This is a genomic window from Streptomyces sp. NPDC090021 (assembly GCF_044748225.1).
In the GTDB taxonomy this organism is placed as follows: Bacteria; Actinomycetota; Actinomycetes; order Streptomycetales; family Streptomycetaceae; genus Streptomyces.
The window spans coordinates 4986-21807 of the sequence record NZ_JBIVFO010000012.1; the positions used below are offsets into that span (position 1 = coordinate 4986).

15 protein-coding genes, 1 tRNA gene and 2 pseudogenes are annotated in these 16822 nt (G+C 73.8%); 9 read left to right on the forward strand and 9 right to left on the reverse strand.

Annotated features, from left to right (window positions below; genetic code table 11):
• The first annotated feature begins 222 nt into the window (after positions 1-222).
• Together ACIPXC_RS11620 and ACIPXC_RS11625 are read left to right on the forward strand one after the other, a co-directional pair.
• Positions 223-498 (forward strand): hypothetical protein, encoded by a 276-nt coding sequence (locus tag ACIPXC_RS11620; RefSeq protein ID WP_401615903.1) that lies wholly within the window; start codon positions 223-225, stop codon positions 496-498.
• 204 nt (positions 499-702) lie between these two features.
• Positions 703-1266 (forward strand): hypothetical protein, encoded by a 564-nt coding sequence (locus ACIPXC_RS11625; protein ID WP_401615905.1) that lies wholly within the window; start codon positions 703-705, stop codon positions 1264-1266.
• Here the strand turns inward: ACIPXC_RS11625 and ACIPXC_RS11630 are convergent.
• A complete protein-coding gene (locus ACIPXC_RS11630; RefSeq protein WP_401615907.1) occupies positions 1200-2417 on the reverse strand; it encodes an RNA-guided endonuclease InsQ/TnpB family protein in 1218 nt (405 codons plus the stop codon). The two genes, ACIPXC_RS11625 and ACIPXC_RS11630, sit on opposite strands and share 67 nt — an antisense overlap.
• A 26-nt stretch (positions 2418-2443) precedes the next feature.
• Between ACIPXC_RS11630 and tnpA the strand changes: the two are divergent.
• Positions 2444-2861: pseudogene (gene tnpA / locus ACIPXC_RS11635) on the forward strand (IS200/IS605 family transposase).
• A 144-nt stretch (positions 2862-3005) separates the two neighbouring features.
• Entirely contained in the window at positions 3006-3260 is a 255-nt protein-coding gene (locus tag ACIPXC_RS11640; protein WP_401616165.1) for a zinc ribbon domain-containing protein, read from the forward strand.
• 98 nt (positions 3261-3358) lie between these two features.
• On the opposite strand, the gene ACIPXC_RS11645 is transcribed toward ACIPXC_RS11640, so the two are convergent.
• Positions 3359-5068 (reverse strand): alpha/beta fold hydrolase, encoded by a 1710-nt coding sequence (locus ACIPXC_RS11645; protein WP_401615909.1) that lies wholly within the window; start codon positions 5066-5068, stop codon positions 3359-3361.
• A 703-nt stretch (positions 5069-5771) separates the two neighbouring features.
• Between ACIPXC_RS11645 and ACIPXC_RS11650 the strand changes: the two are divergent.
• Positions 5772-6122, forward strand: a pseudogene (locus tag ACIPXC_RS11650) (DUF2071 domain-containing protein); the annotation flags it as partial.
• A 249-nt stretch (positions 6123-6371) separates the two neighbouring features.
• Entirely contained in the window at positions 6372-6965 is a 594-nt protein-coding gene (locus tag ACIPXC_RS11655; RefSeq protein ID WP_401615911.1) for a hypothetical protein, read from the forward strand.
• Positions 6966-7469: 504 nt separating this feature from the next.
• On the opposite strand, the gene ACIPXC_RS11660 is transcribed toward ACIPXC_RS11655, so the two are convergent.
• Together ACIPXC_RS11660 and puuE are read right to left on the reverse strand one after the other, a co-directional pair.
• A tRNA-Trp gene (locus ACIPXC_RS11660) sits at positions 7470-7544 on the reverse strand.
• A 35-nt stretch (positions 7545-7579) separates the two neighbouring features.
• Positions 7580-8488 (reverse strand): allantoinase PuuE, encoded by a 909-nt coding sequence (gene puuE, locus ACIPXC_RS11665; RefSeq protein ID WP_401615913.1) that lies wholly within the window; start codon positions 8486-8488, stop codon positions 7580-7582.
• Between the two features lie 542 nt (positions 8489-9030).
• Between puuE and ACIPXC_RS11670 the strand changes: the two genes are divergently transcribed.
• Together ACIPXC_RS11670 and ACIPXC_RS11675 are read left to right on the forward strand one after the other, a co-directional pair.
• Complete coding sequence (locus ACIPXC_RS11670) at positions 9031-9474, forward strand: transglycosylase SLT domain-containing protein (protein WP_386527871.1); 444 nt, start codon at positions 9031-9033, stop codon at positions 9472-9474.
• Positions 9475-10260: 786 nt separating this feature from the next.
• Complete coding sequence (locus ACIPXC_RS11675) at positions 10261-11376, forward strand: hypothetical protein (protein ID WP_401615915.1); 1116 nt, start codon at positions 10261-10263, stop codon at positions 11374-11376.
• A gap of 188 nt (positions 11377-11564) precedes the next feature.
• Here ACIPXC_RS11675 and ACIPXC_RS11680 read toward each other — a convergent pair whose 3' ends face one another.
• The 5 genes from ACIPXC_RS11680 to ACIPXC_RS11700 all read right to left on the reverse strand — a co-directional run bounded on the left by ACIPXC_RS11680 (position 11565) and on the right by ACIPXC_RS11700 (position 15550).
• Positions 11565-12305, reverse strand: coding sequence for a DUF998 domain-containing protein (locus tag ACIPXC_RS11680; RefSeq protein WP_401615917.1), 741 nt, complete (start codon positions 12303-12305; stop codon positions 11565-11567).
• 150 nt (positions 12306-12455) lie between these two features.
• Complete coding sequence (locus tag ACIPXC_RS11685) at positions 12456-12662, reverse strand: hypothetical protein (RefSeq protein WP_401615919.1); 207 nt, start codon at positions 12660-12662, stop codon at positions 12456-12458.
• A 234-nt stretch (positions 12663-12896) separates the two neighbouring features.
• Positions 12897-13199, reverse strand: a complete 303-nt coding sequence (locus ACIPXC_RS11690) for a hypothetical protein (RefSeq protein ID WP_401615920.1) — start codon at positions 13197-13199, stop codon at positions 12897-12899.
• Positions 13200-13376: 177 nt separating this feature from the next.
• Positions 13377-14051 carry a deoxynucleoside kinase gene (locus ACIPXC_RS11695; protein WP_401615922.1) on the reverse strand — a complete coding sequence of 225 codons (675 nt, stop codon included), beginning with the start codon at positions 14049-14051 and terminating at the stop codon, positions 13377-13379.
• 788 nt (positions 14052-14839) lie between these two features.
• Positions 14840-15550 carry a rhomboid-like protein gene (locus ACIPXC_RS11700; RefSeq protein WP_401615924.1) on the reverse strand — a complete coding sequence of 237 codons (711 nt, stop codon included), beginning with the start codon at positions 15548-15550 and terminating at the stop codon, positions 14840-14842.
• A 363-nt stretch (positions 15551-15913) separates the two neighbouring features.
• On the opposite strand from ACIPXC_RS11700, the gene ACIPXC_RS11705 reads away from it, so the two are divergent.
• The gene (locus ACIPXC_RS11705) at positions 15914-16795 is read left to right on the forward strand and encodes a C40 family peptidase (protein ID WP_401615926.1); all 882 of its coding nucleotides are present in this window, start codon (positions 15914-15916) and stop codon (positions 16793-16795) included.
• Positions 16796-16822 lie beyond the last annotated feature (27 nt).

The window sequence follows — 16822 nt, forward strand, 5'->3', positions numbered from 1 at the left end:
GGCGGCACCCAGGGTGGCGGGACGGGCAACACCCAGGGCGGCACCCAGGGTGGCGGGACCGGCAACACCCAGGGCGGCACCCAGGGTGGCGGGACCGGGAACACCCAGGGCGGTACGCAGGGCTGATCAGTCATCAGCGGTCGAGGGCGGCACCTCGCGGAGGCAACTCTGCGAGGTGCCGCCGCATGTCCGGCGCCGGTGCCAGCAGGGCAGACCACCCCGGTGGACACCCGTCGCCCCTGCCCCTGCTGTGGACATCTCGGTTTCGTACGGCATCTGCCCGGTCTGCTGCGCCGGCCGTTCGTGCCGGGCGGCTCGAACCGGCTGTCGCTCGTCGAGGCCCAGCGCGACTTCCGCGCCTACGGGGCCTACGGGGCCTACGGGGCCTGCGACCAGCGGGGCAGGAGGTCCGCCGGGCCCACCACGGACGACGAACCCCTGACGGGCCGGGGGAGCGCCCCCGCAGCCGGCTGGTGTCGGCCGGACGGTCCTGGGTAGGCGTCCGGTGCGGGGTGCGGTCCTGGCCCTCATGGCTGCGACGGGGGCCGCATCCCGCCCGCCATACCCGGCCCCCACCCCCACCCCCTCCACACCCCTCCGCCCGTCCCGCCCGGCCTGCCCGGCCGGGGACACGAGCACCGCAAGGGCGAATCCGACCTGATCGAACGGGACGGCGTGTTCTGCCTGCTCTCCGTCTGCGACGTGCCCGAGAAGCCGGTCGACGAGAACCCGGCCGGGTTCGTCGGCGTCGATCTCCAGATCGTGAACATCGCCACTGCCTCCACCGGCTACCGGGCTGCCGGGCGCGGTCTGAACCGGCACCGCGAGCGGCAGCTCGCGCTAGAGAAGAAGCTCCAGTCCAAGGGCACCAAGTCCGCGGGGCGCCTCCTGAAGAAGCGCTCGTGCAAGGAAGCCCGGCATACCGCCAACGTCAGCCACATCATCTCCAAGTACATCGTCACCACCGCTGAACGCACCGGCTCCGGTATCGCCCTGGAAGACCTCACGGGCATCCTTGACTCCCGAGCTCTCCCCCGCAAACGGGAGAGATTCCCTGCCACGCTCCGCGCGGCAACGCTTCGCGGGGTGTGGCGGTCGGTTCCTGGTTCCTTCCCACCGGGGTGGGGGTTGCTCGCTCGCCCTCCGATTTCCGACCGGATAGGGTCTCACAGCGATCCACAGGCGTTTACCTCACTCGGTCACCCGGTGAGGGCCGGAACGTCCTCCGGTGTGTGGGCGGCTGCACGGATGCGCCGTCCTTCGTAGTGCAGGTTCTTGGCCGCGTTGTGGTCGCGGTCGTGGTGGGTTTCGCAGTTGAGGCAGGTCCACTCGCGGACGTGCAGGGCGAGCTTCTCGGGGGGCCGGTGTCCGCACGCGGAGCACACCTGCGTGGACGGGAAGTCGCGGGCGACCTTGGTCACCTCGCGCCCGTACCGCAGGGCCTTGTACTCCAGCAGCATGACGAACTGGCCCCATGCGGCGTCGTTGACGGATTTGGCGTTGCGCCCTCGTGCGAGGCCGAGCACGCCCAGGGTCTCCACGGTGATCGCTTGGTTTTCGCTGATCAACTTGGTGGAGAGCTTGTGCTGCCAGTCCTTGCGGGCGTTCGCCACGTGCGCGTGCGCGCGGGCGACCTTGACGCGGGCCTTGCTCCGGTTGCTGCTGCCCTTGACTTTCCTCGACAGCTCGCGCTGCGCCTTCTTCAGCTTCTTCTCCGCGCGCCGGAGCCAGCGCGGGTTTTTGATCTTCGTGCCATCGGAGAGGATCGCGTAGTGCGTGAGACCGAGGTCGATGCCGGTCTCGGCGGTGGTCTGCGGCATGGTGTCGGCGTCGTCGGCGGGGTCGGTCTCCACGACGAAGGACGCCCAGTACCGGCCGGACTGGTCCTTGATCAGCGTCACCGACGACGGTGCGGACGGCAGATCACGGGTCCAGTTGACCTTGAGGTCACCGATGTTCGGCAGGCGCAGACGCCCTTCCGGTGTGATCTTGAAGCGGGCGTTCACGGTGAACCGGGCGGACTGGCGCCGGTCGTGCTTGGACTTGAAGCGCGGCGGCTCGACCTTCGTGCCGGGGCGCTTGCCGGACTTGGAGTCCTCGTGCGCCGTCCACGCCTTGTCCAGGTCACGGAGGGACTGCTGCAACACCGGGGCCGGAGCCTGGGAAAGCCAGGACTGTTCGCCTTTCTTGGCCTCGGTGATGAGCAGCTTCGAGAGGTCCTGGTTCTTCGGTATCCGCTGGTACGGCTCCTCGGCCAGCCGCTTGCGCGGGTTGCCGAGCAGCTTGTTGGCCTCCTTGACCGGGGCCTGGAGCGCGAGACCCGCGTTCCACACCCACCGGGCATGACCGAACACGCGGGCTGCGCGCTTGCGCTGACCGACGGTCGGCTGAACCCGGAAAGAGTACCTGAGCTGCATGCGGATCACCGTACTACCGTTGGTTTATGGCTGAGTATCAGAACATCTGCACTGGTAGGCACTGCGCGGTTCGTCATGCACGCGCACTTGGTTTTCGTGACGAAGTTCCGTCACAGCGTCTTCGGGGACCGGCACCTCAAGCGCATGGAGGAGATCATGCGGGACGTGTGCGCCGACTTCGAGACCGAGCTGGTCGAGTTCAACGGCGAGGCGAACCACGTGCACCTGCTCGTCAACTACCCGCCGAAGGTCGCCGTCTCCAAGCTGGTCAACAGCCTCAAGGGCGTGTCATCGCGCCGGCTCCGGCAGGAGTTCCCCGACCTGGTGCGGCACTACTACCGGGCCAACAAGCTGTGGTCGGGGTCTTACTTCGCAGGGTCGGTCGGCGGGGCACCGCTGTCGGTCATCCGTCAGTACATCGAGCAGCAGAACCGCCCGGCCTGACCCAACCGATCAGACGGAGGCGCAGGGCACTCCGGCGCTCCGCGCCTCCGAGCCAAAGATGGCCTTCACCTCCGCCCTAAAGGACGGAGCACTGGCCAAGTTCCCGGTAGCCGGGTACGGCTCCGCAAGGACCAGCGGACCTCTCTGCATTCGTGGAGCTTCCACCAGCTCGGCCAGTACATCGAGTACAGGGCCAGGCGGGCCGGGGTGCCGCTGGTGTACGCCGATCCGGCGTACACCAGCCAGCAGTGCTCCGAGTGCGGTCACACCGACCGGGGCAACCGCCCGTCACAAGCGACGTTCGCCTGCCGGTCCTGCGGGGCCCTCATGCACGCGGAGCGTCAACGCGTCCCACAACACCGGCCGCAAGGGCGAGACCGTGCGGACCACGGGGCGTGAGTCACGCGTCCCTGCCACCCCATAGGGGTGCCCGGACGGAGGAGCCCACCCAGCAGCCAGTCGGGCGCTGCCTCCAAGCCCGGTCCCTCAGGGCCGGGTCAAGTCGACCGCAGTACGGGGATCACCTCGCGCGTCTCGTCGGCCTCGAGGCCCGCGGTGCGGCGGCCGGCCGGTTCCGGCGGCGCCTCGTCCGCGCAGACGGTGCCCCGCGCGGGCAGCGCCCCCGTGGCGAGGTAGCCGTTGACCAGGGCGCTGATGCACGCGCTGCGGTTGTAGGCGGTGTGTCCCTCCGCGGCGAACGTCAGCAGCCGGCCGTTCTCCAGCGTCCCGGCGAGGGCCACGGCGTCCTGGTAGGGGGTGTCGGGGTCCCCGGTCGTACCGAGGACCAGGATCGGGGCGGAACCGGCCGCACGGTAGGAGCCCTCGAAGCGGCCGGGCCGGTCCGCCGGCCACGGGACGCACGCCGGCGCGTGGTTGTGGTCGTAGGCGGGCGGCCCGAGGCCGACCGGGGGGCCCAGCAGCGGAGCCGAGGCGGCGTGCGCGCCGACCAGCGCGCCCAGGAGCGCACGGCCGGGCGGATAGCGGCGGTCGGCGCACTCGACGGCCGTGTTCACGGTCAGGAAACCGAAGGACGCCGGTGAGGGCGGGGACAGCAGGAACGACGCCCGCCGGTCCTGCGCCGCCCGCAGCGCCTCACCCAGGTAGGGCCAGATCTCCTTGCCCGCGTTGATGGCGAACATCAGGCGGTAGGCGAGGGTGTAGCCGGTGGCCGGGCGTCCGCCCGCGGTGATGACCGGGTCGGCGTCCAGCGCCCGTTCGAGGTCTTCGAAGGCCTGCCGCGGCCGGCCGTCACCGAACCCGCAGACGGCTGCCTCCTGCGCGCACCAGTCGAGGAACCGGCCGGCCGCCGCGTCCAGGGCGGCGAACTGCGCGGCGTCGTAGGCGTAGGGCACGTCCGCGTACAGGTGCGGGTCGTAGGCCCCGTCCAGGACCATGGCCCGCACCCGCCGCGGGAACTGCGCGGCATAGACGGTGCCGACGTAGCTGCCGAAGGAACGCCCGTAGAAGGAGAGCGTCTCCTCGCCCAGGGCCCGCCGCAGCAGGTCGATGTCCCGGGCGTTGAAGCCGGTGCCGACGAACGGCACGAGACCGCCGGAGCGCTGTCGGCAGGCGGCGGCGAAGCCGGCGCCCTGCCGGACGGCGCGCTGCAGGGCTCCCGGGCCGGGCACGCCGCGCGCGGCGTCGACGGCGGCCGCGTACTCCTCGTCGTCCCAGCACTCCACCCGGGCGCCGCGCGCCACACCGCGCATGTCGTAGCCGACGACGTCGAAGGAGTCGCGGAGGGCGGCGGGCAGGGCGGCGTGGCTGTTACGGGCGAAGTCCACACCGGAGTTGCCCGGCCCGCCCGGGTGCAGCAGCAGGACACCGGTGCGGCGGGCGGGGTCGGCCGCGGGCCGCCGGGTCACGGCGAGAGCGATCGTGGGCCCGGCGGGCCGGCGATGGTCCAGCGGTACGCGGACGGTCGCGCACTCGAAGCCGTCCTGCGGACCGGTGCAGGGGCCCCAGGCCAGGACCGGCACGGACGAGCCGACCACCCCGGCACCAGCTGCGGCCCCGGCCCCGGAGGCCCCGGCCGTGACGGCGGTGGCCCCGGCCGTGACGGCGGTGGCGGCGGTGGCCCCGGCCATGGTTGCCGTGGTGGTGGCGGGCCGGGGAGCGGCCACCAGGAGGGCGGTGACCGCGGTCAGGGCGAGGGCCGTCGCCCCGGCCACGAGCCCGCGCGGGACGACGGCGGAACGGGACTGCATGCTGCGCACCTCCGTGATGGGCGTCGCGAACGGGCGCCAACGTAGCCGCCCGCCCCGCCCCCGTCGTCCCGTCGGGAGCCGGGCCCCCGCTGCACCCGGGAGGTGACGGACCGGGGCCGCGCTCGACCGTCCCCCGTCCGGCACGGCCCTGCCGAGGGGCAGCCCCCCGCCCGGTTCCCGGGGCAGGCCGCACGGGTTCCCGCGAGCATGCCGGCCGCCGAGGAGCACGACATGACGTTACGCACGACCGATACGGCCACACAGGTCGCCCCGGTGAGCCCGGTGAGCCCGGTCGGTCCGGTGGGTCCGGTGGCGGCCGCCACCGCCGTCCCCGGCCCGGCCCCGCGCGATGTCCACCAGGGCCGAGGCTGCCGTCCCCGCCGTCCCCGCCGTCCCCGCCGTCCCCGCCGTCCCCGCCATCCCCGGCATCACGGCCCGGGCCCGCGGTGCCCCGCGCGGCACCGAGGACCGGTTCCGGACCGGCGGCATCCCCGAGACCTCCGTGCCACGGTCCTGCTCCGGACGGAGGCGGAGGGCAGGGCGCCGGCTCGACGACACCGTGGAGCGCCGTCTGCCGGACCCGGCGAGGGCAACGGCAGCGACGGCCGCAGGATCACCGTACGGCGGCTCCTGCACCGCACCTCCGGCCTGAGCCGTACGGGTGTTCCGCGCCGAGGGCGGGCCACCGGCCACCGGCTGCCGCAGGCCGTCGGCCCGCCGCGACGGCCCGACCCTGACCTACACCAGCAGCCGCAGATGGCCCGGACCGCGCGGCGCGCACAGCACCCTCACCGTGCGGACCGGTGAACGCATCGCGGAGCCGACCGCCCTCGAACACTTCCTGACGGCCCGCCGGGGCATGCACAGCGGCTTCCGCGGCCGGCTGCTGTACCTGCCCAACAGCCACCCGCGCTGGCCGCTGCACCGCGCCGAACTCCTCGGCTGCGACGAGGACCTGGTGACGGCGGCCGGTCTGCCCGCGCCCGCCGGCCCGCCCGTCAGCGTGCTCTGCTCCCCGGGAGTCCCCGTACGGTTCACCCGTCCCGCCGGCTGACCCGCCCCGGCCCTCCACCCGTCCGACCAGGCGCGGGGCATTGACAGAGGCCGCGGGACGTGCGACAAAGACCCCACGTCCGAGGCCGCGCGATGTCCGTTTCTCCGCGGCCCGGCGCCGCCAACCGCGAGACGCCGCCCGGGACCGACAGCCCCGCGGGATCCACCCCGCCGCGATCAGCACCGCGTCGGTGCGACCGACCGCGACCGACCCACCTGAAACACGACGATCGGACCCGACTTGACCCTCATGCCCGGATCGCGTGTGCCCGGCCGGACCTGGACGGTCCGGCTCACCGGCCACGCCGATCACAGCGCCTCCGTCACCTGCAGCACCGAAGCCTGCAGGATGCCGCCCCGTTCGAAGGACACCGCGGCCCTGAAACGGTTCGCCGCCGAACACGCCCGGGCCCACGCACGGCTGGCCACCGTCCGCCCCAACGCCGCCTGCGCCTGCCGGGCCGCCGCACAGTGCGCCTGGCACGAGACCCGCACCCAGTGCACCGGCTCCACCCTCCTGGTCCTGGTCCACAACCCGGCCGTGGGACAGGTCTGGACGCTCGCCGAGATCTGCCAGTCCTGCGCGCCGCTCATCCCGCACACCGCCGTCCTCGGCCGCTCCCAGGCGCAGACGCAGGCGCAGGGGCAGGCGCAGCCCCAGGTTCAGGTGCAGGGGCAGGCCCGCCGGGCCCCGGCCGGTGCCGTGGTCCCCGCGCCCGCCACCGCCCCGGCGGCGGCTCCCCTGCCCGTCGCGGGCGGGTTCTCCTCACCGCAGGCCGCCCCGGAGGCACCCGCCGCCCGCCGCCGCCCGCGCCGCCCCGCCCGCCCCCGCCGGGCCTCCTGACCCCGCGGACGGCAGCCGGGCCGCCGCCCCGAGCCCGCCCCCGGACCCGCGCAGGCCCCGTCGGACCATCACACCGTCAGACCCTCACACCCACGTGCAGTTGCCGCCGGTGACGGCCTCCAGGGCGGCGTCGGCCGTAGCCGCCCGGAGGTCGGGCAGCGCGGCGAGCGCGGCACCGATGGGCGGGAAGACCGGTAGCCCGGCCGCCTTCCGGTAGCCGATCGATCCACTGCGAGCACAAGCCCGACAAGCCCGCCCCGGCCCCCAACCCGGCCCCGAAGCCCGACGCCCCGAAGCCGGACCCGGTGGTCGTGGACAAGGAGAACCCCGACAAGGTCCAGGCCTCCGCCTCCTAGCCCACGCCCCCGGAAGCCCGACACCCCGAAGGCCGCGGCCGACCGGCCCGCCCCGGCCCCCGCGAGACCCCCTCAACCGGGGTCCGGCGGGGGCTCCGCGGCAGCCGCGGTACGGAAGCGGGCGCAATGCGGGGGAGGACGGGGCGGACGGAGCCGGCCGGATTCGAACCGGCGTCCTCACGGTTTTGGAGACCGCGCGCGACGACCTCTGCGCTACGGCCCCGCCCGCCCGGCATCCTAGAGCGTGTCCGCACGCGTTCACCCCACGGGCGGGTGCGTGGCCAGCCAGTGCCGTGCGATCTCCTCCCGCGTGGCGACCCACGCCCCGCCCCGCCCCGCGACGTGCTTCAGGAACCCCTCGAGCGCGCGGATCCGCCCCGGCCGCCCGATGATCCGGCAGTGCATGCCGACACTCATCATCCGCGGCCGGTCGGCGCCCTCGGCGCGGAGCGTCTCGAAGGTGTCCACGAGATAGGCCAGCATGTCGTCCGCGGTCGTGAACCCGTGCACGATCAGGAACTTGAAGTCGTTCGCGTCCAGGCTGTACGGCACCACCAGGTGCGGGCGCCCGCCCGCCTCGACGTAGAACGGCAGGTCGTCGGAGTAGTCGTCGCTGTCGTAGAGGAACCCGCCCTCCCCGGCGACCAGACGCCGCGTGTTCGCACTGGTCCGACCGGTGTACCAGCCCACGGGACGCCGCCCGACGAGCCGCCCGACCGTCTCGACCGTGCGCGCGATGTCGGCACGCTCGGCCTCCTCGGGCACGTGCCGGTAGTCGATCCAGCGCCGGCCGTGGCCCGCCACCTCCCAGCCGGCCGCCCCCATCGCGCGCGCCGCGTCCGGGTTGCGCTCCAGGGCCTGCCCCACGGCGTACACGGTCAGCGGCGCACCGTGCGCGGCGAGCGTGCGGTGGATGCGCCAGAAACCGGCACGCGCCCCGTAGGCGAACATCGACTCCACGTTCAGGTCGCGCCCGCCCGTCACGGGCGGCGCACCGACGATCTCGTGGAGGTACCCCTCCGAGGTGCGGTCGCCCTCCAGGATGTTCTGCTCCCCGCCCTCCTCGTAGTTCAGCACGAGGCTGACGGCGACACGGGCACCCCCGGGCCACGCGGCGTGCGGGGGCTCGGCGCCGTAGCCGACGAGATCGCGCTGCTGCTCGGTCACGGCCCGCACCCTATCGCCGCCCACCCGCCCCGCCGCGGAACACACGCCCGCGCCGCCGCCCCTCCGGTACGTCCGAGGCCGAGTACGGCCGTACAGCCGGGACGGCTTAGTACAGCTTGCCTGCCCGGTCCGTAGGCGCCGCCCCCTGAGTACATGCTCCTCGAACCACTCATCTCCTTGGATTCTGGTGCAATTCGGACATGCGGCTCGGTCTCTCGAAGGGGTGCGAGCGGTCACGCTCGGTGAGATCCGGGCGCCCGGGGGGTGGGCCGCCCCATAGGACTCACGTCACACACGAACCGGGATAGTAGACCCCGAAGGCCCGCCCCGGGCCCCTCCCGGCCCGCTCCCACCTGCGTGAACCCCGCCCCGCCCCGTGCGGGGCCGTGGGGCCCCGACTGCGAAGCCCCCTAGTAACGGCGGTCGTTGCCAGGGCGGTGGGGCGTCGGTAGAACTGGATGAGTCGCCGGGCGGCACGGGTTCCTCACCCGCCGCCGACGAACCCCTCTCCACCGCGTGAGTGGCTCACGCATGCCCCCGGCATGCCGCGACCGCCCCAGTCCCCTGTGGAAGGAACCTCCGTGTCCAACGCCGTCATCCGCCGCATCGCCGCTTCCAAGAAGACCCTCGCAGGTACCGTCGTCGCCCTCGGCGTCGCCGGCTCCATGCTCGCCACGGTTCCCGCCCAGGCGGCCCCGATGAGCGCCAAGGCGATCGCCCAGCAGATGATCAAGGACCCGGCGCAGTTCGCGGCCTTCAACAACATCGTTTCCCGCGAGAGCGGCTGGAACCACACCGCCACGAACGCCTCCTCCGGCGCGTACGGCCTGGTCCAGGCCCTGCCGGCCTCGAAGATGGCCTCCGCGGGCGCGGACTGGAAGACCAACCCGGCCACCCAGATCAAGTGGGGCCTGGACTACATGAACGAGCGCTACGGCAGCCCCGTCGGCGCCTGGAACTTCTGGCAGACCCACCACTGGTACTGAGCCGCCACCAGCGGGCAGCCGACGCGCACCACGAAGACGCTCCGGCCGGGACGACCTCCCGGCCGGAGCGTCTTCGCGTACCCGGGGCCGGGTGCGCGCGGACCGGCGGGAGCCGCGGGGGCCCGGACGGCACCGTGAGGGGCGATGGCGAGCGCCGCGACACCGTCGCGGAGGTTGCGGGTGCGGCGGGGGAGGCCTTCCACGGCCGGCCGCCGCCCCAGCCGGGCGGCGACGCCGGCTTCTGCTCCTCGGCGATGAAGAGCCGCACCGCCTCGGAGCAGACCGGATCGCCCGCGAGATCGGCCTTGCCGCACAGTGCGGAGCCGTCGCCGTTCTCACCGCCCTGGAACTTCTGCATGCTGCGGACGATCTCCGCCGGCAGCTGCGCGCCCCTGCCCCGGTCGGGGTCGCCCAGCGCCGCCCGGCGCTCCCGCTCGGCCTCGAACTCCCGCACCCACGACCGCACCCAGTTTTGATCATGTTCAAGAATCTGGCGAATGTTGAGCATCTTCAGAAGCGTGGGGGTGTCATGGCCGCGCAACGGAACGCCCGGAGCCCCCACCGGCCCGCCCGGACGCTCCGGATCCGCCCGCCCGGTACCGCGCCGCGCAGGTCTGCGCGGTACCGGGCGGGCGGATCCGGAAAGCCGGTGAAACTGACCGGGGGCAGTTCCCCGTCCATGACTACGGGAGCACGCCGACGGCGCGCCCCCGCGACCGGCACCCCGCCGCCCCGCGACGACCCCAGCCGCCCCCGCCGACCCGCCCCGTGAGGAACAGCCCGAGCATGCACCAGCACCCCTCCGCGCACCCCGCCCCGGCCCCGGTCGTCCACCTCCCGCAGTCCCACGACACCCGACGCCGGGCGCTCCTGCTGGCCCTGCCGCTCGCCGGCCCGCCCCGCTCACGGTCCCGGAGCCGGCGGGGCGCGGTCATACGGATCACACACACCTACGAGTACCGAGTCACCGACGAGGACGCGCTCCTGCACGCCGCCGCGGAACGCGGATGGCAGCCGCTGCCGGCGTCCGAACGCGGCGGGGACGACCCGCGCGACCTGACCGGGGCCATGACCGCCCTCACCGCGCAGGGCGACGTCGCCGGAACCCGGACCCTGGAACACCGCAGCACCGCAGAACTCCACACCCTCACCCCCGTACCCGCACCCGCACCCGGTTTCGCACCCGCACCCGTACCCGGTTCCGTACCCGCACCCGCACCCGGTGCCGGTTCCGACGACGCGGCCGGACCGGTCCACCACGGTGCCGCACGTCCGCCGGACCGGTGGACCGGACCCGCCCCCGCCGTCCGGACACCGGACTTCGCGGCCCTCTTCGACCCCCGTAACCAGCCGGGCGCGGACGCCGGCCGGCACACCGGGAAACACCGGTGGCGGCTCACCCCCCGTACCGCAGACCTCCTCCACACGGCACTGGTCGTCCTCGCCGACCAGGCCTACGACGACGCGCAGTACCTCGCGGACCGTCTCCTGCCCGACGCCGGCCCCGCGTCGCTGGAGGTCTTCGACCGGTTGCCCCCGCTCACCCGGACCGCCGACCACCGCTGGCGGCGGCGGATGGCGCGCGCCTTCGATGACCTGGCCGGCGACCTCGTGGACGGGCACTGGCCCGCCCCCTCCTGCACCGCCGAGGAGATGGCCCTCCATCTCGCCGTCCAGGACGTTCCCGTCCACCTGGACGACCTCCGCGAGGACGACGACCACCACACCCTCCCGCAGCACCGGGACGACTACGACCTCTCCCACCCGCTGTTCCGCAACGAAGACGTCCTCACGCTCTTCCACACCGACCTCACGGACCCGGCCGCCCTCGGCCGCGCCGCCTGGTTCACCCCCTTCGACTCCCACAGGGCCAGGAACCCCCGAAGGGGCTTCCGCCGGTAGGTCCCGTCGTCGAAGTCCCGCCCGGCCCGCGGCGCCGGCACCGCACCTCGCCGCGTTGCCGGGGCGCCCGGGTACGTCCGGTCACGGGCGCCCCTCCGCCTCGCGATGCTTCCCCCGGCCCTGCGGGCCCGGCCGGGGCACCGGACGCCGCAGGGCCCTGCCGGCGCTGCTTCGACGACAGAACCCAGCTAGACCCCTGCCTCCCGCAGCCCGCCGGGGGCGCCCCGGCGGGCTGCCGCCGGGCCGGTGCCCAGGCGCAGGGCCAGGGCGGCCAGCCACACCAGGCCGAGGCCCGCGCCGACGGTGAAGGCCAGGACGGAGACGGCGGAGGCCGCGAACCCGCAGAGCACGGCCACCGGTACGAGACGGGAGGCCACGGCCCACCCGCGGTGGCCGCGCGCGGCCAGCGGGCGGGCCAGGACGAGGAAGGCGCCGCACAGGGCGAGGTGGCCGACCATTCCGGCGGCCATGTGGGCGGCACCGTGCGCGCTCATCACGGCCGTGTCCGGAGCACCGGCGGGAAAGCCCGCCCCGGCGTCCGCCGGGAAAGCGGCGGCCGCCCAGAACGACACACCGAACACCCCGACCAGAACCGGCCCCCGCACACCCCCGGCACCCCGCCCCAGCACCCGCCGCAGCCCCGCCGCCCCGGCGACCAACAGCGCACCGGTGACGAGGAAGTTCACCGTCTGGACCCAGCCCGCCTGCCCGAGCGCGAGCTGACTGATCGCGTTCCGGGTGAAGTCGAAGCCGTCCCGCACCACCCCCTGCACGATGCCCGTGACCAGGAACAGCGGCCCCGCGGCCACGGCGCAGAACGCCGCCGCGGCCCCCGCCGGGCGCGGGACGCGCGGGACGCGGGGGACGTGCGGGCCGGCGGCCGTACGGGCGGCGCGGGAACGGGCGCTGAGCGTCCGGGACACGGTCATGGCGGGCCTTCCTCAAAGGGAACTCGACACAGGAACTCGACACACCTATGACCGGCCCCGGACACAGAAGTCATCGCTCCCGGGCAAACGACTTGCGCCCCGTGCCCGGCAGACCGGGGGAGCGGCGCTCCCGGCTCCTGCCGGACGGACTCACTGCGCCCGGCGGAGCCCGTCGGGCTGCTTCGCGAAGGCCCTGGCCGCCGCGATCAGCTGCGCGTACGCCTTCTCCTGCTGCTCCGCCCCCCTCCGGGACTCGAACGCCGTACCGAAGTGGGGCCAAAGCCGGGTCCACCAGCCGAAGTCCGGAACCGCCCACGCCTGCGAGCACAGCGGGGCGCGCGGGTCCGGGGGAGGCAACCGCCCTCGGCGAGGGGCTCGTTGTACTCCGCCGGGTCGCTGTCCTCCAGGCAGCACAGGAAGTTGAAGACCCGCTGCCGGGTGACGGGGGTGGTCGCTCGCCAGGCCCTCCGGGGGCCGGCCGGCCCTCCTCGCGGGCGGATCTCGTCGAAGAGGATCGCGGCGGCCGGCGAGGGACCCGGCCCGACCCCGTTGACGGTGCAGAACGCCGCATGGCCGCCGGCCGCGTCCTCCTCAAGGCGGAGGCTGGCCGGCAGGAGCCGGCGTCTGCGGGGCGTCGCCCATCTCGTGGCCGAGGACGAACAGCGTCGACAGCACCGTCAGGCCGTCGGTGTCGTACTCCGACGCCGGGAACGGGGCGGGCCGTTCCACGGTCCTCACCCCATCGGCGAGGGCCTTCCCGATCTGCGCCAGGAACGACGGCGGGATGTGGATCGCCCTGCCGTCGGGCCGGGTGACGGCGCCGGTGACACCGGGCGGCACATCGGCGGTGACCTTCACGACCATGTCGTGCGGGAGGACGAGAGACCTGCTCACCCGGGCCGGCCGGCCGGCCGCCCCAGCACACAGGAGTCCTCTCGCACGCGATGTGATTGCCGTGCGACGTCCGACGTCCGACGCCCACCGAGCCCGGGCCGGGGGCGCCGGCCGCGCTGTGCCCTCGGCGCAGCCCTTCCGGACACCCGGCACGGACGTCCACGGCGGCCACTGCGCTCAGAGACCGGCCGGGGCGTTCCGCCTGACCGCGACCAGGGCGTCCTTGACCTCCCGCACCACGCGGGCCGCGTCGTCGGGGCTGTGCACGACATCGGTGCTGTTCATGTCGACGACGAGGACCTCGCTGGCCGAGTAGTGCTTGTGCACCCAGTCGTCGTAGCCGGACCACAGCGTCCGGTAGTAGTCGATGAGGCCCTCGTCCTGTTCGAAGTCCCGGCCCCGCAGGCCGATCCGGTGCAGCACCGTCTCGAAGTCCGCCTTGAGGTAGACCATGAGGTCGGGAGCCTTGCGGTACGGCAGGCCGTCGATCTCGCGCATCATCTCGCCCAGCAGCCCCTCGTACACCTGCATCTCCAGGGAGCTGATCCGGCCCAGGTCGTGGTTGACCTTGGCGAAGTACCAGTCCTCGTAGATGGACCGGTCCAGGACGTTGTCGCCCTGCTTGTACGCCTCCTTGATCGAGGCGAACCGCGTCTGCAGGAAGTACAGCTGGAGCAGGAAGGGGTAGCGCCTCGCCTGGATCTCCTCGGGGCTCGCCGTGTAGAAGAGCGGAAGGATCGGATTGTCGTCGACGCTCTCGTAAAAGACCTCGCTGCCCAGTTCCTTCGCGAGCAGTTCGGCGACGCTCGTCTTGCCGATCCCGATCATGCCTCCGACGCAGATCACTGCCATACCTCACTTCTCCCCGGCGGTCATATGTGCGTGGGCGTGCGGGCTGGGCATCTCACACCACTGAGACGCACGCCGACGGCACGCGATTCCCCGGGAGCTTCATGATCAGCGTCAGACGGTCCCCGTCCGGACCGGAACCGGAACCCCTGACGCGGGCCGCTCTCATCGACCGGCCGGCCTGGCCCTTCCGCGGTCGCCGCGCACTGCGACGAGCCCCGGCCCCGCGGCCAGCTTGAATCTTAGATGACGTTTCACCCGCGCCGACCAGCGCTTCGCCGCGCTGCGCACCCCGCCCGCCACGCCGCGGCCGCGGGGCGGCCGGGCCCCGGCGGACCGGGCCGCGCCCGCCCGCACCGCCGGCCTGCGCCCGGCCCACGGCGCGGCCCGCTCCAGCTGCGCGGCGAGCCGGAACAGCACGTCCCCGTGCCCGTGACCCGCGGCGAACCGGACGGGCTCCTCGCCGCCGGCCGCGCCCGCTCCAGGGAGCCGGGCAGCCCCGCGCCCGGGTGACCGCACACGCCCTGCTCCAGCGGCAGGACCGGGCCGGGCCGCCGCCGGCCGCCTCCGCGCTCGCCGTCGCCGACCCCCACCACGCCGACTGCATCCACACCGCGCTCCGCGACGCGGTCACCGTCTACGTCTACGCGGCCGGCCGCGACAAAGCGATGCGGAACGGCGAGGAACCGGCCCGCGACCCCGGCGAGCGCGTCGTCCGTCGTCGCCGACAAGCGCGTCGTCCGGGGAGCGCGCGGGCTCCACGAGGGCCTGGCCCGTATCGACTGCGTCCTTCACCCCGCCTGGGCCCTGTCGTCAAGGTCCCGCCTGGCCCGCGGGGCGGGGTCGGCCTGCAGGGCGAAGCCGATGACCGCCGCGGTGAGATGGCCGACGGTGGTGAAGTCCGGCAGCGGACCGGACCATTCGGCACCCCCGAGGGGCCACGCCAGCACGAACGCCGCCCAGGGCAGACGGCCCCGGCGCGGCAGCGCCGCCGTGCCGGCCGCCAGCACGGTCTGCGCACCGTAACTGATCCCGAAGTCCAAGGACTCCCGCACGGCCGCCGGATACCAGCCGTACCGCAGCGCGACGACGATGACGCCAGCGGTCAGCAGGGTGGCCGCGACGTGCCCGCCGAGGAACACCGCCACCGCGCGCCGCTTCCCCCACCGGCACTCCGCCCGGGCCAGGAAGCAGCACACCCCGAGCCCCAGGGTGATGAAGGTGCCCACGAAGCCGGGCGAGGCGGCGTCCGTGAGCGTCCCGTCGAAGAACAGCGCACTGCCGGCCAGCGCGGACAGCGGATGGTCCCGCAGGTTGTCCAGGTTGGTGCTGACGTACCCCAGCACAGCGGCCGCCCGCTCCGCGGACAGCCCGTGGCCCAGCCAGGCGTGGCCCGCCAGCAGCACACAGACATAGGCGAGGGTCAGCGGCGCACGGCGCGGGTACTCCCGCAGGGCGCGGAGCGCACTGCCCGCGGGACCGGACGGCGACAGAGGGTTCATACCGCGGCATTCTCCGGATCGGGTCGAGGACGGCCGGGCCGGTCCCCGGACCGGCCCCTCAAGGGGGATGCGGTTGACCGGGCCCGGGTTCCAGCCCCCACCGGACCCCCGCTGACGGATCCTCAAAACCCCTGGTGGGAGCAGGTTTCCCGGAAGTTTCCCGTTTCCCGTTCGCAAGGGGCGACCCGCGCCTGCTCGACACACGGCGGCGGCGGGGAACAGTCTCGGAGCCGACGGGCACCACGACCGCAACGGGCACCACGACCCGACGGGCACGACGACCGCAGCGGGCACGACGGGGCACGACGACCGCAGCGGGCACGACGGGGCACGACGGGCACCGACGAGACGGGGGACCGGAACATGACGATGCGCACAACGGCGGCCGCAGCGGTGACGGCGGCGACGGCACTCACCCTCCTGGCCGCCTGGGGAGGCGCCCGCGCCGCCGCCGCACCGGCCGCCGCACCGGGGACGGCGAGGACGGCGGCAGCGGCGGGGGAGTGCCGCCCCCTCGCCCCCGGCGCCTCCGCGGTGGCCGCGAAGGCCGTGGCGGCCGCGTGCGAGCAGATCGGCGTCTGGTACACCTGGGGCGGCGGCCACGGACCCCAGCCCGGCCCGACGTACGGCCAGGTCGACCCCAGCGACCCCGACAGCGCACACGACCCGGAACGGCTGGGCTTCGACTGCTCGGGACTGGTCCGCTACGCCTACCACCGCGCGGCCGGCGGCGACCCGCTGCGCGGCAACGCCCACCACCAGTTCCACGCACCGCAGGCACAACAGCGGTTCACCGCCGCCCAGGGAACCGCGCCACTGCTCCCGGGCGACCTGCTGGCCTGGGGCTCGGGGGGCTCCGTCCACCACATCGCCATCTACCTGGGCGCGGGGAAGATGGTCGAGGCCCGCGAATCGGGCACCCGGATCACCGTCAGCGACGTACGGCCGGGCGGCGACTACGCCGGAGCGGTCCGCATCGCGCCGACGGCGACGGCCCCCGGCACGTTCAGCACCTGGGGCACCGACGTGTGGACCCACAAGGAGCCGTCCACCACCAGCGAGCGGGTGCACAAGTTCCCCGGCCCGACCACGGTGCGCATCGCATGCCAGAAGCACGCCGAACCCGTGACCGCCGAGGGCTACACCAACGACGCCTGGTCCTACCTGCCCGAGTACGGGGCCTGGATCACCAACATCTACATCAAGGGCCCGGCCTGGCTGGACGGCGTACGCACCTGCCCCTGAGCACCACACCCCTCACATCCGCCGCAT

Excerpts from the sequence above, each read along its gene's own strand:
- ACIPXC_RS11630 (WP_401615907.1), bottom strand. The coding sequence starts at position 2,417 with ATGCAGCTCAGGTACTCTTTCCGGGTTCAGCCGACCGTCGGTCAGCGC.
- ACIPXC_RS11645 (WP_401615909.1), bottom strand. The coding sequence starts at position 5,068 with ATGCAGTCCCGTTCCGCCGTCGTCCCGCGCGGGCTCGTGGCCGGGGCG.
- ACIPXC_RS11655 (WP_401615911.1), top strand. The coding sequence starts at position 6,372 with ATGCCCGGATCGCGTGTGCCCGGCCGGACCTGGACGGTCCGGCTCACC.
- ACIPXC_RS11670 (WP_386527871.1), top strand. The coding sequence starts at position 9,031 with ATGCCGCGACCGCCCCAGTCCCCTGTGGAAGGAACCTCCGTGTCCAAC.
- ACIPXC_RS11675 (WP_401615915.1), top strand. The coding sequence starts at position 10,261 with ATGCACCAGCACCCCTCCGCGCACCCCGCCCCGGCCCCGGTCGTCCAC.
- ACIPXC_RS11680 (WP_401615917.1), bottom strand. The coding sequence starts at position 12,305 with ATGACCGTGTCCCGGACGCTCAGCGCCCGTTCCCGCGCCGCCCGTACG.
- ACIPXC_RS11695 (WP_401615922.1), bottom strand. The coding sequence starts at position 14,051 with ATGGCAGTGATCTGCGTCGGAGGCATGATCGGGATCGGCAAGACGAGC.
- ACIPXC_RS11700 (WP_401615924.1), bottom strand. The coding sequence starts at position 15,550 with ATGAACCCTCTGTCGCCGTCCGGTCCCGCGGGCAGTGCGCTCCGCGCC.
- ACIPXC_RS11705 (WP_401615926.1), top strand. The coding sequence starts at position 15,914 with ATGACGATGCGCACAACGGCGGCCGCAGCGGTGACGGCGGCGACGGCA.